This window comes from Psychrobacter sp. Pi2-1 (genome assembly GCF_904846645.1).
In the GTDB taxonomy this organism is placed as follows: Bacteria; Pseudomonadota; Gammaproteobacteria; order Pseudomonadales; family Moraxellaceae; genus Psychrobacter.
Map to the genome: position 1 here is coordinate 73,431 of NZ_CAJHBO010000013.1, position 15,965 is coordinate 89,395.

15 protein-coding genes and 1 pseudogene are annotated in these 15,965 nt (G+C 42.9%); 11 read left to right on the forward strand and 5 right to left on the reverse strand.

The annotated features are described in order from the left end of the window. Positions 1–63 precede the first annotated feature (63 nt). The 3 genes from fhuB to JMX91_RS08785 all read right to left on the reverse strand — a co-directional run bounded on the left by fhuB (position 64) and on the right by JMX91_RS08785 (position 4,069). Positions 64–2,283: a Fe(3+)-hydroxamate ABC transporter permease FhuB gene (gene fhuB / locus JMX91_RS08775; protein WP_201548637.1), complete on the reverse strand. Its 2,220-nt coding sequence runs from the start codon at positions 2,281–2,283 to the stop codon at positions 64–66. Beyond that, the gene (locus tag JMX91_RS08780) at positions 2,280–3,191 is read right to left on the reverse strand and encodes an ABC transporter substrate-binding protein (protein ID WP_227679342.1); all 912 of its coding nucleotides are present in this window, start codon (positions 3,189–3,191) and stop codon (positions 2,280–2,282) included. Before JMX91_RS08780 ends, fhuB begins: the two co-directional genes overlap by 4 nt. Positions 3,192–3,304: 113 nt before the next feature. Then, positions 3,305–4,069, reverse strand: a complete 765-nt coding sequence (locus JMX91_RS08785; protein WP_201548639.1) for an ABC transporter ATP-binding protein — start codon at positions 4,067–4,069, stop codon at positions 3,305–3,307. Between the two features lie 193 nt (positions 4,070–4,262). Between JMX91_RS08785 and JMX91_RS08790 the strand changes: the two genes are divergently transcribed. From JMX91_RS08790 to JMX91_RS08805, 4 genes and pseudogenes are all read left to right on the forward strand, one after another. Further along, the gene (locus tag JMX91_RS08790; protein WP_201548640.1) at positions 4,263–5,567 is read left to right on the forward strand and encodes a siderophore-interacting protein; all 1,305 of its coding nucleotides are present in this window, start codon (positions 4,263–4,265) and stop codon (positions 5,565–5,567) included. 302 nt (positions 5,568–5,869) lie between these two features. After that, positions 5,870–6,787 (forward strand): haloalkane dehalogenase, encoded by a 918-nt coding sequence (locus tag JMX91_RS08795; RefSeq protein WP_201548641.1) that lies wholly within the window; start codon positions 5,870–5,872, stop codon positions 6,785–6,787. Positions 6,788–6,861: 74 nt separating this feature from the next. Continuing rightward, positions 6,862–7,473: pseudogene (locus JMX91_RS08800) on the forward strand (IS607 family transposase). Continuing rightward, on the forward strand, positions 7,470–8,624 hold the full coding sequence (locus JMX91_RS08805) for an RNA-guided endonuclease InsQ/TnpB family protein (RefSeq protein WP_201548642.1): 1,155 nt from the start codon (positions 7,470–7,472) through the stop codon (positions 8,622–8,624). The pseudogene JMX91_RS08800 and the gene JMX91_RS08805 overlap by 4 nt, the downstream one beginning before the upstream one ends. 244 nt (positions 8,625–8,868) lie before the next feature. Here JMX91_RS08805 and JMX91_RS08810 read toward each other — a convergent pair whose 3' ends face one another. Further along, entirely contained in the window at positions 8,869–9,453 is a 585-nt protein-coding gene (locus JMX91_RS08810; RefSeq protein ID WP_101205246.1) for a TetR/AcrR family transcriptional regulator, read from the reverse strand. Positions 9,454–9,575: 122 nt separating this feature from the next. Continuing rightward, on the reverse strand, positions 9,576–10,256 hold the full coding sequence (locus JMX91_RS08815; RefSeq protein ID WP_201548643.1) for a glutathione S-transferase family protein: 681 nt from the start codon (positions 10,254–10,256) through the stop codon (positions 9,576–9,578). Positions 10,257–10,543: 287 nt separating this feature from the next. On the opposite strand from JMX91_RS08815, the gene JMX91_RS08820 reads away from it, so the two are divergent. The 7 genes from JMX91_RS08820 to JMX91_RS08845 all read left to right on the forward strand — a co-directional run bounded on the left by JMX91_RS08820 (position 10,544) and on the right by JMX91_RS08845 (position 15,713). Further along, positions 10,544–10,834 carry a putative quinol monooxygenase gene (locus JMX91_RS08820; protein ID WP_201548645.1) on the forward strand — a complete coding sequence of 97 codons (291 nt, stop codon included), beginning with the start codon at positions 10,544–10,546 and terminating at the stop codon, positions 10,832–10,834. Positions 10,835–11,226: 392 nt separating this feature from the next. After that, complete coding sequence (locus JMX91_RS08825) at positions 11,227–11,781, forward strand: carboxymuconolactone decarboxylase family protein (RefSeq protein ID WP_201548648.1); 555 nt, start codon at positions 11,227–11,229, stop codon at positions 11,779–11,781. A 110-nt stretch (positions 11,782–11,891) separates the two neighbouring features. Continuing rightward, positions 11,892–12,545, forward strand: coding sequence for a DsbA family protein (locus tag JMX91_RS08830; protein WP_201548649.1), 654 nt, complete (start codon positions 11,892–11,894; stop codon positions 12,543–12,545). Between the two features lie 70 nt (positions 12,546–12,615). Further along, entirely contained in the window at positions 12,616–13,503 is an 888-nt protein-coding gene (yghU, locus tag JMX91_RS08835) for a glutathione-dependent disulfide-bond oxidoreductase (RefSeq protein ID WP_201548650.1), read from the forward strand. A 183-nt stretch (positions 13,504–13,686) separates the two neighbouring features. After that, positions 13,687–13,842: a hypothetical protein gene (locus JMX91_RS13395; protein ID WP_265089181.1), complete on the forward strand. Its 156-nt coding sequence runs from the start codon at positions 13,687–13,689 to the stop codon at positions 13,840–13,842. Then, positions 13,824–14,213: a redoxin domain-containing protein gene (locus tag JMX91_RS08840; RefSeq protein ID WP_265089185.1), complete on the forward strand. Its 390-nt coding sequence runs from the start codon at positions 13,824–13,826 to the stop codon at positions 14,211–14,213. The genes JMX91_RS13395 and JMX91_RS08840 overlap by 19 nt, the downstream gene beginning before the upstream one ends. Positions 14,214–14,744: 531 nt before the next feature. After that, positions 14,745–15,713 carry an acyltransferase gene (locus JMX91_RS08845; RefSeq protein WP_201548651.1) on the forward strand — a complete coding sequence of 323 codons (969 nt, stop codon included), beginning with the start codon at positions 14,745–14,747 and terminating at the stop codon, positions 15,711–15,713. Positions 15,714–15,965: the final 252 nt, after the last annotated feature.

A 15,965-nucleotide genomic window follows, 5' to 3' on the forward strand; every position in this document is an offset into this window, starting at 1 on the left:
ATTCGATAGGCCTCTGCTGAATAAAGTCAAAATTGTCGGCTATTCAATGCTTGAAGACATGAGCTATCTATTGACTGAGGCTGGCACCTTACGAATGAGCCATAAGAAATATCCACCACCAATAATGGCCGCAATCGTGCCCGCTGGCAGCTCATAAGGGAAAATAACATAACGGCCAATCCAATCCGCTATCACCATCACCCCTGCCCCTAAAAGTGCAGCTAGTGGCAATTGTCGTTCAAGCTTCACAGCTCCCAGTGAGGTAGCTAAGTGAGGCACCATTAAACCAATAAAGCTCAATGGTCCAACGGCAAGCGTGCTGGCCGTACTAAGTGCTGCTACTAATGCCAATAATGACAAAGTCACTGGCGTAACTGCCACACCTAAATTACGCGCCACACCTGTACCTAGTCCAAGAACTCGCAAAGGCTTAATCAGCAGTAGACTGAGTATAAATAAGATAGCGGCAATGCCAATGAGATACCATACTGTACTGGGCTGAGCGCTATAAGTTGTCCCTGATAACCAGCTAAGCATCGCTTCTAGACGCGGGTCTCCTGAGAGCTTGACCATATGCATCACCCCATCCATCATGGCGGCAATACCTATGCCTACTAACAATAAATAACCTGAGCTGACCCTGCGTGCCAGCCAAATAATCAATAGCAGCACGGCCATCGCCCCTGACAGTCCTGAAACCAGCAACGTCCCTGCTCCCGCAGATAGCCCTAAACTTGGCAGTAATAAAAATCCTAAAATAACCCCCAATGCAGCGCCTGAACTGACACCTAGCACCTCAGGACTGGCCATAGGGTTACGCGTTAATGTTTGCAGTAGCACACCGGCGACTGCTAACATCAAGCCTGTGGCAGCAGCACTCAAACTACGAGGTAAGCGGTACTGCTGCGTGAGCGCCCAGTCCGTACTGAGCCCCCAACCATTGATATCTTGTACAAATAAACAGGCAAACATGATGATAGCGAGCACACCAACGCCCCATCGCCAAAAGGCAATGGATGTATGCTTACCTGCAAGCATCGGTGTCACTGTCTCTATCCGCTCGCGACGCTGACGTAGAATTAGCCAAATAATCAGCGGTGCACCCAAGATACCTGTCATGGCACCAGCTGGAATCTGCATATCCAGTATCGGCTCAAGCAGTAACGCGACATTGCTAGTCAATAATAACAGCAGCGCCCCCAACCCAAAGGCAGTGGCCAAACGCTTACCAATAGCAGAGATGCCCAGCGCATTGACCAAGCTTGCTGCACCAAGACCAATGAAACCAATCAAGCCAACTTCACTAATCACTAGAGCAGTCACAACGGCAACAACCAATACGACAAGTGCACGAATCCCATTAATAGGCACACCCAAACGTTTGGCCTGCGTGTCATCTAGACTCATTAGCGTTAATGGTTTCAATAGTGGCAGACATACGACCGCCATCAAAATAGCAGTGATGACTAGCGCGATACTGGTATGCCAGCTGGCTTGTGCCAAAAACCCAGCAGCCCACGACAGCATGCCATTACTACGCTCAGCAAAAAACAGCACTAGTACATTGGCTACTGCGGCCAGCAAAATATTGACAACCAAACCGGCCAATATCAAAATCAATGGATTAAATCGACTGGGTGCTGATAAGGCAAATACCAGACCCATACTGATGATAGCCCCCACAAAGGCTACATAAAGTCCGCCATAAATAGCCAAGCTTGGCAAAAATAACGTGACGATAAGCATGGCTAACTGTGCACCCACGCCCACACCTAGCGTCGTATCTGATGCTAGTGGGTTTTTTACCAATTGCTGCAGTAGAATACTGACCACACCTAATAGCCCGCCAGCCAACAACGCCACCACGCTGGTTGCCACTATATGTAGCTGTATCGCCATACTGGCAATATCCAATTGCGAGCTTGATATAAGCAAGTCACGAAGTGGGCGCGTCCACTGCTGATCTATCAGTACCCAACTACTCCATAACGACAAAGCCGCTAGTCCGATGAGCATGGCCCACAGTCGCCAAGACAAATTGGCAAACAAGGAAATTTGAGAATTGGGTTGGTTCGGTGGCTGATTCAGTGGTGATGATGAATGTTTCGATGACGTTGATGAGGGTGACGATAGCGATGAATCTGAAACCGTTGCTGCTTGAGAGGTTGATGTCATCGTATGAGCACTGTCGTTATGAGAACTGTCGTTATGAGAACTGTCGGCGTGATTATTGATATTATTGTTTTTGTTGTTTTTGTTGTTAGTATCTACATTGGCGCTCATAGTACTTCCCCGCCTTTTAATGAAACTTCTGACAAGTTATCTGCTAAGCTAACCAATGACGACATCCCGCCATAAATCCATACTGGTGGTAGCTCGCCCACACAGCGGGTATTGCCATAACCTAGACGCTGCCAAATCAAGCTATCATCAATTTCAGCTCTAGTGATTGGGCTTAGTGGATCGATAATTAATAGACAAGTCTCATCATCTAATTGCGCCAAATCCCCCATTCGTATCGGCACAAACCCCCACTGATTGCCCTTGCCCAATACCACAAGCTCTCTATCCATCTGCTCTAGCGCAGGCTTAAAGAGGCTGTTCGCCACATACATACGCATGTTATTAGCATCCGCAAACTGTACCACTGCGAATTTATTGGCTTTTGGATAACGCTGCTGGAATTGCTGACTGGCCAGCTGTATGTCTTTCTGACTTTGTACAATATAGTCTTCAGCCATCTTTGGGTTATCGATCAGCATGCCAAGCTTCCGCGTTGGTTCGGTATAGTCCGCCCACGTTGCTGTCTCTCCTTTTGCCGCAGACATTACAGATTCCGCAGGGACATCGCCGTATAAATTGCGTGCATGCTCATAAAAATAATTATCTATGACCATATCGACAGGCAGTTGAGCGATTAGTTCAGCATTGGGCTGATAACGGATGCCTAAGTCTGTTATCGATGTTGGGAGTTTGGGGCTTCCCACCCATCTGTCCCAAACCCTGACATCACCTGTCGCAATTGGTGCATGCCCCATCGCTGTTAAAGTCGCTGCATTACCCCAGTCGGGAGAGACAATATTCATCCTATCGCTATGACTGTTTTCTGCTTCTGAGGTAGTGGATGTCTGACTATTACAGGCGGTCAATACCAAGCACAATGCGAGGGCGAACCATTTTATTGTTGTCATTATTGATACTGGCGTCACTAGTGGATATTTCGATAATTTATCTATATAAAAAACGGGAGGCATAAAAGCGTATCTTTGTAGGCGAATTAAAAAGAAGGGGCAAAAACCAGACGTTAAGCGACAGCGACAGGCTGTCCAGTAAGAGGATGACTGAGCAGCTGCATATCGACATTAAAAATATCGTGTAGCACGGTAGGTTGCATGGTACTGGCGATATCGCCGTTGTGACATATTTGACCATTTTTTAGCGCGATGACTCGATCGGCATATTGCGCGGCCAAATTAATATCATGGATAATAATTACCACGCTTAATCCTTGCTCATCCACCAAACGACGAATGAGCTGAATGACCTCGATTTGATAATGCATATCAAGTGCAGCAAGTGGCTCATCGAGCAATAAGTAACGGGTATCCTGTGCCAGACACATCGCGAGCCAAGCACGAGCGCGCTCACCACCTGACAGCGTGGCCGTGATTCGATCAGCGAAGGCTTCGGTTTGAGTCACTTTTAATGCTTGTGCCACTTTATCTTTATCAATCTGGGTGGGCTTTTGTAGCCATTTTTGATGCGGATACCGTCCCAACATAACCAGCTCGCGCACAGTAAATCCAGCAGCTTCTGGCAATTGCTGCGGCAGATATGCCATTTGCCGCGCTAATTCCTTACTGCCATAGTCATTGATACTGTGCTCATCTAAAGTGACATTGCCGCTACTACTTGCCATCTCACCCGCTAGCGCTTTGATCAAGGTCGACTTGCCAGACCCATTATGCCCAACCAGAGCCACCAGCTGATTGGTATCAATCTCACAAGTCACGTTGTCTAATAGAGTATTTCCTTGACGGCTGATAGTCAGCTGGTTTGCACGTAGCATATAAGCACTCATTGTTGATAAAAATAATATGTCATAAAAATGATGGTTCATCGGCCATCGGTTGTAGACCAATTTTTGACGATCAAACCACAATAAAAATTGATTTTACTCGTAAATGATAACAAAAACAATTATCATTAACCATAAACTCATTCACTTTAATTTCAACGCTCTGTTGATTGCGAGTATTTATATGACCAACCTTCTTTTAGCTACTACAGAAAACACTGATAACCAAAACAGCCAATACACTTCCCTAAACGATCCTGAAATAGCAAGTGTGGTCGCTCATATTAATGAGGAGCACCTCGACGAACTGCTTGGATTTTTGAGTGCATTTACCTCATTATCTACCGCCGAATCGGATCTGGTCGATGCCCAAATAACTGATATTTATGCTGAAGGTATTGCCATACAGACTTGTCCAAAAGGCGTAGAGAATCAATCAACTGACGCTCAAAATAACTCGCTTCATAACCAGACTTTCTTTATCGCTTTTGCTGCACCTATCTCCCAGCTTGATGATTTGCAAGCCCAATATATCTTGCTAAAACAAAGAGCCGATAAAAAGCTAGGCAAAAAAACAATCAAACTGACCAAGCAAGTATTTGATGTGCAAAGTAGTTATAGAGTCAGCAAAAATATGCTGCGCCTTGAATTGAGCATGCCGTCATTAAATAGTGATACGCCATTAAATAATACCGCTCAGTTAAGTAATGCTAAGGGCGTCACAAGCTCGACGTCAGTACCTACCAACGAAGCGGGTTACGCGTACTTGTTTGATTTAGAGCACAATGCAATGACCGATGCATTGATGACTGACAGCACTGATGGCAATAAAGCTGGTGACCATAAAACTAATGGTAGCGATAAGGAAAACGTACGCCCTGCCCGTCCTCACTGCTATTACACTTTGAGAAAAGCATGGCAAGCTGATAATGGAATACGAGCATGGGTCGATGTTTTTTTGCATGGAGATACACCAGGTGGCAACTGGGCAGCAGCACTACAAGCAGGCGAGACCGTCGTCACAAAACGAGAGTTTCCGGAAAAAGTAGAGCACTTACGAGCCGGTCAAGCGGTACTGATTGTCGATGAGACCTCGATGCCAACGGCAGCACGACTGCTAGAGCTATGGAACAACCCTACGCCACCATTGGTCATTTGTGTAACGCAAGATGCAGGCGATCAAAGCTATTTTGATACTGTAAAAATGCGCAGTGGCCTTGGTGGCCTTGATTGCGAAACTGAAAGCCGCAAGGATGATCATTTTACCGTACTGCCCATAGTAACCAATCAGGTTAACTCAGGGGCAGAGTTAGCCACGCTAATTGACAGTGAATTGGGCGATTATTTGACTGACAATCCTTTAGAGATTGATAAAGTTTGGGGAGCACTAGAAGCGAATACTGCCAAAGCATTGCGCCCATTGCTGAAGGGCCGACTTGAGCTCAGTCGTACCGATGTCGTGGTAAAGGTATACTGGCGTCACGATTAGTTTAGCTCTATAAGATGAAACTCAAAACCTATCCTATATTAAAACTTATCCTATATATAGTGGATGCTACTGGCGCATCCACTATTAATGTTTGCAGCAACGAATGCATGTAGGGTATAGTTTTTATTTTGAACGTTTAATCAATATAGACTATAAGCAGATAGGCTTATCGCTAGGAAGCAGATAGCCTTATTGCCAGAATTACAAGTGATAGTCGAGTAGCACCCAGAGACTCACTTCTAACGGACTGTCTAACACCTGTACCAGAATGCACTGTTATTTTTCTAACCCAAGGATGATATATGAAAAAACTTAGGACGCCTGATTCGTATTTTGCTAACTTGCAAGATTACGATTTTGAACCGAACTATTTGATGGTCGATGATACAGAAGGTGGTGAGCTACGCGTACACTACCTTGATGAAGGTCCAAGCGACGCCGACCCTATCTTGTTATTACATGGCGAGCCTTCTTGGTCTTATCTGTACCGCAAGGTCATTCCAATATTGACAGCAGCAGGACACCGCGTTATCGCGCCAGACCTTCCTGGGTTTGGACGTTCAGACAAACCTGCATCACGCACTGACTACACTTATCAGCGCCATGTCGATTGGATGCAATCGGTATTTGATCAGTTAGATTTAAAAAATATCACGCTGTTTTGTCAAGATTGGGGCGGTTTAATCGGTCTGCGTTTAGTAGCAGCGCAACCTGACAAATTCGATCGCGTCGCAGCAGGCAACACGATGCTACCGACTGGGGATCATGATCCTGGCGAAGGTTTTCGCAAGTGGCAGAAGTTTTCTCAGGAGACACCGCAATTTAATGTAGCAGGCACCATCAAAAGCGGTACCACAACAACATTGTCTCAAGCCGTACTGGATGCTTATGATGCACCCTTCCCTGATGAGTCCTATAAAGAAGGTGCTAGACAGTTTCCTATCCTAGTGCCCACGACACCAGATGATCCTGCTTCAGAAAACAACCGTGCAGCTTGGGTCGTGCTAAGCAAATGGCGCAAGCCGTTTATCACATTGTTTAGTGATTCCGACCCAGTAACTGGTGGCGGCGATCGCATCATGCAAAAGCTGATTCCGGGTACCAAAGGCCAAAATCATACGACTATTGTCAATGGCGGTCATTTTCTGCAAGAAGACCAAGGCAAAACATTGGCTGAGCTTCTACTGAAGTTCATCAATGACAATCCGAAAGCACAGTAATAGATAACAAAAACCCTGATTGCTAATGTACTAGCAATCAGGGTTTTTGTTATCTATTATATAGAGAGCGAGTTATGGGGGAACTGGTTAGTATTGGGGAGGCTGCCAAACATTTCGGGGTTGCTCAATCCACATTAAGACGTTGGGATGAGGATGGTACGTTAGTCGCCAAGCGAACCGAAAACGGGCATAGGCGATATGATTTAAGTGAAATCAGACCACATTCTTTGAATACACCACCTAAATTAGACAGAAAAACCATTGCTTATGCTCGTGTATCGAGTCGTGATCAAAAAGACGACTTACTTCGCTAATCTCAAGTTTTGGAACTTTATTGCGCCAAGCAAGGCTGGACTTTTGAGACGATTACCGATCTTGGTAGTGGAATGAATTATAAAAAGAAAGGCTTAAAAAACCTGCTTGACGACATACTGGACAATAAAGTTGAACGGCTGGTGATCACTCATAAAGACAGGCTTTTGCAATTTGGTGCTGAACTGATTTTCATGTTGTGTGAGGCTTGTGACGTTGAAGTGGTAATAATCAATGAGGGTGAGGAGCTTAGTTTTGAGCAAGAATTAGCACAAGATGTATTGGAGATTATCACCATATTTTCAGCAAGACTCTACGGCTCTCGCAGCAAGAAAAACCAACAGTTAATAGAGGCGGTTAAAAAAGCATTATGATCCGTGGTCACTCAATCGAACTCAAACCTAACAACGTACAGGCAAATCATCTTGCTCGTGCTTGTGGCGTGGCGAGAAAAGCCTACCACTGGGCTTTGCATGAGTGGCAACGGCAGTATGCGCTTGACAAGGCGTACCGTGATGCGTGTTTGGTCACAGGCGTTGAAATTGATGCCAAAAAGCTAAACAAACCCTCACAAGCGAAGCTCAGGCGCGAATTGAACGCCATTAAGCGTGAATTGTTTCCCTATATGCTGGAGGTCACCAAGTGTGCTCCGCAAGCGGCAATCATGCAATTGGGTGATGCTTATAACAACTTCTTTAAAGGCTTAGCGAAATATCCAACCGCTCGTAAAAAAGGACGTGACGACAGATTTAGTTTATCCAACGACCAATTTGCCATCAAAGGTAAATCCATTCGTATCCCAAACTTGGGCTGGGTTCGCTTAAAAGAAGCTTTGCGATTTGAAGGCAAGATCATGTCAGCTACCATCTCTAAACGTGGTGGTAAGTGGTTTGTTAGTGTGGCAGTTGAAATACAAAAAGCTGTACTTCCTACTAAAAAGACAGGTAAAAGCGTTGGTATCGACCTTGGCATTACCGACTTGTTAGTTTTATCGGACGGCACCAAAATTAAAGCACCAAAACCGCTCAAAACAAACCTTAAAAAACTAAGAACGCTAAATAAAGCGCTCAGTCGCACTAAAAAAGGCAGTAAAAACAGAGAAAAAGCGAAAACCAAGCTCTCTCGTTTGCACTATAAAATCAGATGTATCAGGCAAGACTCTTTGCACAAAATAACCTCCGATTTGATTAAAACGTTCGATGTGATTGCGATTGAGGATTTGAACGTCAAAGGTATGGTTAAGAACAGGCGATTATCAAGAGCAATCAGTGATTTGGGTTTCTTCGAATTTAAGCGTCAGCTTATCTACAAAGCCAACGAGCAAGGTAAGATGGTTAAATCGGTTGGGCGTTTTTACCCAAGCTCAAAAACTTGCTCAAACTGCAATCATATCCTTGGTAAAGATCAGCTAACATTGAAAATGCGTGAGTGGTTATGCCCTAACTGTCAGGCTTCTCATGACCGTGACCTCAACGCCAGCATCAATATTTTAAATAATGCGACTGTTGTTTTAACAGCCATATAATCCTGTTTATTGGACGGTGAGTTCCATCGCCAATTAAAAAAAGTCTGTGGAGTCGTGGTCAGTCTAAATCTCAAACGTGAGGTAGCGCATGACAATTAAGCAGAAAGAAAACGTCAAACCTAGTTAATATCGACTAAGTTTGAGTAAGATTTTTGGAACGGTTTTTAGTAATACTATGATGATTGGTCAACGACAAAAGGCGCGAGCTGTCATAACTAAAAAATCTGCTTTTTACACAACCTTGCTATACGATATTTTTAAAAATATCATCGATATATTTCTCTACCGCATCATTGTCATTAGTGACCTGCGCATAAGTTCTAAGACCTATAATTTGAATTTGGAAATAACGCGCCAGCTCAACTGGGTCTTTTTCTGCGCTAATCTCACCGCTATCAATGGCTTGCCCAAAGAGCACGGCAAACGACGCCTCTATACCTTCCAATATATTTGTTGCATGTGCGAGTAGATCTGGACTATCGTTTTGAGTAAGCTCAGCGACTGTCTTGACGATCATGCACATACCGCTAGGCGCAGTAGCACTATTACAGACAATCACCGTATGGATAAAATGTTTTAAGCCATCTAGCACTGTGTCTTTTTGCTCAATACAGTCGGCCAACCTCTTGGCACCATCTGCAGCATAGCGATTCAGCGACTCTGTAAATAGCTTATCTTTACTACCAAAAGCTGCATAAATACTACCTGGGTGCATATTCACCACATCTTGCAAATTGCGCATGGATGTCGCGTGATAGCCTTTTTCCCAATAGAGATTTTTTGCTTTTTCGATCACATCCTCACGATTGAATTTTATCGGAGCACTCATAATTTTCACCTTAATATCTCTGCCTTAAAATCTATTTTAAGGCAAAGTTTGTAGAATCAACCTTAGTTACTGGTTTTAATCACTTTTTATATTATAAGACTTATTAAGTCTCTTTGCTTCGATTAACTGTTTTTATCAAAGTTCTGCGGATAAAGCGCGCGTGCAGCAACGTCATCAAACTCAGTTTTAAAATCAATACCTTTAGGAATGCCACGAGCTTTTTGTACCGCTGGACGAGCATTAATGCTATCAAACCAGCGCTTTAGATTTGGATAATTATCCAAGCCGCCTTCGCCTAGCACAACTGTCGCCTTATCAATCCAGCCCCAAGTAGAAATATCAGCGATTGAGTAGCTATCACCAACCATATATTCACGGCCTTCTAGGTGCGCATCTAGCACTTCATAATGACGCTCAGCCTCACGAAGGTAGCGATTAATCGCATATGGGATTTTCTCTGGCGCTTTATGTCTAAAGTGAACAGACTGACCAGAAAAAGGGCCCAATCCAGATGCCACAAACATTAGCCACGACAGCATCTCGCTACGATCTTCTGGTTGTCCTGCCAGCTTGCCTGTTTTTTCAGAAAGATACATCAAGATTGCCGTAGAATCAAACACGCGTTTATCATCATCTTCTAGAGCAGGTGTTTTGCCGTTTGGGTTGATAGCACGGTACTCAGGTGTATGCTGCTCACCTTTTAGCGTATCTACTGCAACAAGTTCATAAGGCAGCCCAGTTTCTTCAAGAAACAATGCTACTTTCATTGGGTTTGGCGTTTGATGAAAATAAAATTTAAGCATAACTTTATCCTATTATATGAAGACAGTCGTTTGATGACTATCAAATCTAGTGACTATACTAATGACTATAAAAGCTGTAATGAGAGAACAAAAATAGACGTCGAAATTTGAAGCACATTTTTATTGTCTGATATACACTATAACCACAAATGAACGGTCGTTCAAGTAATGTTATATATTGATATAATAAACACAGTGTCGATATAACTCTGTTCGCATATAGACTCTTTTACCAACAGACATCCTCAAAACTCACCTAACCATCACACCAATTCAAAGGATTAGAAATGACTACATTAACCGTCATCGCTCACATAACAGCAAAGGACGATAGCATCGCTCTCGTAAAAGCTGAGCTCGAAAAACTCATACCAGCTACTCGCAGCGAAGAAGGCTGTATTCGTTATGATTTGTTCCAAGATAATGAAAAACCCTCTCACTTTATGTTTCATGAAAGCTGGGCTACGCGCGAGCTATGGCAAACCCATATGGAAAATCAACACTTAAAAGACTTCTCTGCCGCAACAGACGGCGCGGTTGAATCATTTGTTCTACATGAGATGACTGAAGTTAATTAATCTCGATTCACTCAATCCTTTCAATAAGCTTTGCCCGTAATACTAGAGAAAATAACGTTATTAACGCTAACAATCACTTGTTTACCGTTATTTTCTCTTATTACTTACACGGTGTTACCTTCTTAAGATGCTGATATTAATAGAATAATATGAATTAAGCAGAGGAATGTAATTGAGCCATTACAATTTACTTGAACGATTACTCAAATAATTATTGAGCGATTGCTCAATATCATTTATAGTAGTCTCTATTGACTCGCTTACTAAGCAAAGTTGCTAATTTTGAGTAACTACTCAAGCTAATAATTAAATGTAAATCAGCGATTGCTTTGAAGCGGGCATGAAAACTCTAAAACACACTAAATCTCAAACCTATTATTAGGAATTATATTATGACCGAGTTTACTCTACACGATAAAGACACAGCCCCAGCAGAAAGCAAAGACCTACTTGATTCTTCTATCAAAGCATTTGGCATGGTACCTAACCTACATGCCGTGATGGCTGAAGCGCCTGGCTTGCTCGAAGGCTACCAAAAGCTACATCAACTGTTTTTAGACAGCAGTTTTGATGATGAAGAAACCACTGTTGTATGGCAAACTATCAACGTTGAACATGCTTGCCATTACTGTGTGCCTGCGCATACTGGTATAGCTAAGAGCATGAAAGTAGATGACGCTATCACGGATGCATTACGTGATGAGACGCCGCTACCAACTGCACGTCTAGAAGCGCTACGTGACTTTACACTTTCTGTCGTACGTGGTCGTGGTAACGTTGATGACAGCGCGGTTCAAGCATTTTTAGATGCTGGCTACACTAAGCGTCAGATTCTTGAAGTTATTCTTGGTGCAGCTCAAAAAGTCATGAGTAACTATACGAACCACCTAGCTAACACACCAGTCGACAAGCCATTCCAGAAATTTGAATGGCACAAAGCTGACTAATACGTTTTTCAGCTAATGCTGACACAGTCCATTTGATGTTTTCATACTGTTGTTCGAAACATCTTCGGGCAGCAGTTTTTCATTTTAATTCATCGCTAATGAGAGATCCTATGGAACAGGTAAAAAAACCCTTACAAATAGACATCGTGTCAGACGTTGTGTGCCCTTGGTGTGCTATCGGCTATAGTCAACTAGCCGAGGCATTAAAACAAACCAACACGCTGCACGAGATTCATTGGCATCCATTTGAACTAAATCCTAATACGCCGCACGGAGGACGAAACTATCGTGAGCATATTATGGAGAAGTACGGTACAACTGCTGAAGACGTTAAAGAGAGCCGAGCTAGAATGACAGCAGCAGGTGCAGAAGCTGGATTTAATTTTCAGTTTGCCGATGATTTCCGTACCTACAATACTTTTAATGCGCATCAGTTGCTGCATTGGGCTGATCAGCAAGGACGTATGCACGACCTAAAACAAGCATTATTCGTTGCACACTTCGTTGATAATAAAAACGTGGCTGACAGTACCGTACTGGCAGATGTCGCAGCAGATATTGGACTAGATCGTAATGAAGCACTCGCCGTTATCGCAGATCAACGCTTTGCCAATGTGATACGTGAAGCCGTACAGCATTCAAAGCAGCAAGGTGTTCAAAGCGTACCATCCGTTATCTTTAATGGTCGGCATCTGGTGAGTGGCGCGCAAGGTGTAGAAAACTACAAAAACATCTTAAAGCAACTAGCAGACATGCCAGAATAAAAACAATAAACTGGACCTGATTTACCAACTACACCCTACTGAGCACAGTATATAAAAAGGTATCATCATTATGTCAAACTCTAATTATTACGAGCCACCCAGCGTCTGGACATGGGATGCAGAAAGCGGCGGCAAGTGGGCAAGTATCAACCGCCCTATCGCTGGCCCAACGCATGAAGCAGAACTACCTCGCGGTAAACACCCTTTGCAAATTTACTCAATGGGCACCCCTAATGGTCAAAAAGTCACTATTATGGTCGAAGAATTATTGGCGTTAGGTGTAACAGAAGCTGAGTACGACGCGCACCTGATTCAAATTGGTGAAGGCGGACAGTTCTCATCAGGTTTCGTTAAGCTAAATCCAAACTCAAAAATTCCTGTACTTTTGGATACAGAGACTGGTAGCCGAGTGTTTGAGAGTGGCGCTATTTTATTCTATCTTGCCGAAAAATTCGGAAAACTACTGCCTAAAGATGCAGCAGCACGTACTGAAGTGATGAATTGGCTCTTCTGGTTACAAGGCTCTGCCCCTTACTTAGGTGGCGGTTTTGGACACTTCTACTTTTATGCGCCAGAGAAATTTGAGTACCCTATCAATCGATTCACGATGGAAGTAAAACGCCAATTAGATGTACTAGAACGAGAGCTTGCAGAAAATCGCTATCTAGGTGGCGATGAGTATACGATTGCAGATATCGCCACTTGGCCTTGGTATGGCAATCTAATACTAGGTGAAGCATACAATGCGGGAGAATTCCTACAAGTTGAGAGCTATCCAAATGTACGCCGCTGGGCAACTGAGATTTTAGAGCGTCCTGCTGTGCAACGTGGTCGTAAGGTAAACCGTACTTGGGGTGAACCTGCTGAGCAATTACACGAACGTCATGATGCCTCAGATTTCGAGCTAAAAACTCAAGATAAACTAGATGCTCAGACAACTGAAGAAGCGAAAAAATAGACGCTTTGTCTATGACTTACTAGCTTACTTAAGTAGTCTTATTGAGCAATTTTAAAGGTGATGTTAACTTTTCCTGTTACTACTTGGGACTACTGTAAACATCCCATACTTTTGCACTTAAGACTGCTAATGTAAGGCTGTTAAATACCAACCATAAAAATACTATTAAAAAGGATAAGAACTATGTCAACAGATTATGCTCAAAAAATTCAAGCCGGTACTACGTTTCCTGAAATGGAAGTACAAGTATTAAACGGTGAAATGACTTCATTAGGCAAACCTGAAAACTGGTTGTTGTATACCGTGGTAAGCATTGCCCAATCTGCACAAAATATCTAAATACCTTAGAGACAGTAAAACAGTCTTTCTATGACGTCGGTGTCGATATCATTGCAGTATCTGCAGACAGCAAAGAACAGTTAGAAGGCCATCTAGATCAGATAGATGTCAGTTTCCCTATGGCTTATGGTCTGACTATCGAGCAGATGAACACGCTAGCTCTATACATCTCTGACCCACGTTCAGAAAAAGAAACTGATCATCCTTTCGCTGAGCCTGCTGTGTTCGTTATCAATGCTGAAGGAAAAGTACATATCGTTGATATCTCAAATGCACCGTTCTCTAGACCAGACCTTGAAGCCTTGGCAAACGGTTTAGCTTTCGTTAGAAATCCAGAAAACAACTACCCTATCCGTGGTATGCACGGCTAATTGATATAGTAGATATAGAGTGTTGATTCACTCGATTATTTAGCTGATCAATATCTAATCAGTTAAATTGCAAAGGGCGTATCGAGATAATTCTTGATACGCCCTTTTTTTGTTTATTGATAACTTAATTGCTATCAAACGCAGTCGCTTCATATCTAACTTCATTAGTATTTGCTCAGTACTAATGTTTGAGTAGCACTGTGAAGCTATAAAAAGAGGTTCTAGACGAAACTCATAGACTAGCCAGCATATAAGGACTATATTTGAGCTCGAAATATCATCATAGACACTTACCCTTTTAATTAATCTGTATTTCATTTTTTATCGGTTAGTTTTTATAAATAAAACAGACTGTGTTTATGGTCTGGTTCGTATTTCGCTTTGGCAAAATCTTGATATAATTGTACGTTCTAATTCACCAATGCTGTTTATTATTTGTTGTTAACACTCGTACACTGAGATTGATTTCTGCTAAAATCATGCAGCAACATTATCAATATCTCATCATAGGCATGAGTAAAAGGATTCGATATGCGATTGAAATCAATCGTTCAAAAACTACATGAACGCGCTCCAAAACTGGGCAAAGCTGCCTCACTGACGACGGCAACCAGCGTTATTACCTTTAATAGTATGTTAGCTGGGCTACCTGTATGGGTAATGGGTGCTACCAAGGCTATCACCGGTGCTGCCATCGCTGACAAAGCCGTTATCGATGTGACGAACTATTGGATCAATAGTAACAATGCATTGATCGATAACGTATTACCGCGCAAAGACTGGCGCATTAACTTACCTGATGATGTGCATACCAACGGTAAGTATCTACTGGTGAGCAATCATCAGTCATGGGTTGATACCAGTATCGTGCAATATATCAGCGAAAAACGTTTGCCATTAACGCGTTTTTTTACCAAGTTTGAGCTCATATACATCCCCGTCATTGGTCAAGCTTTCTATTTTCTCGACTTTCCTATGATGCGTCGACATTCTAAAGAAGCCATCGCTAAAAACCCTGCTCTAAAGGGTAAGGATATCGAAGAAGCGAAACGAGCATGTGCATTGCTCAAGGACAAGCCTTTTACGCTATTGAACTATCTAGAAGGGACTCGCTTTACCCCTAGCAAACATGATAAACAAGAATCCCCGTATACGCATTTACTTAAGCCACGTGCTGGCGGGTTATCACTGGCTATGAGTGCATTAGGGGAAGAGATTGATGGAATTTTGGACATGACGATTGTCTACCCTGACGGTGTGCCAGCTTATAGTGATCTATGGAAAGGTAACATCAAACGTCTAGGCGTCGATGTGCGACATATTGAGATACCCAAAGACCTGTTTACGGCGATCAAAAACGGTGGCTATGAAACAGATGAAGCGATAAAAGCACAGATGTTTGATTGGGTAGAACAGATATGGCATCAAAAAGATCAACTAATCACAGAAATGTTGGCTGACTTTGAGAACAAAGATGCTATCAAAACAAGTGATCTTTGATACTTTTACCTAAAGATACTCATATATAGATAAGAGTTTCTCATAGTGTAGTAAGTTCTAATACAGATAATTTGGCACCTCATGACTGAAAAGTTGACGTGCCAAAGTTTTTGATGATGTATGTTGAGACCATCCCGAATTCTGTGTAACTGCCATTTAGATTAAATGCTTACTGATACGGTCATCAAACATAATCATAAAACGATTCAGAGCAGACGTCCAGTTACGGATTGGCATCGACCACTTTTTGGA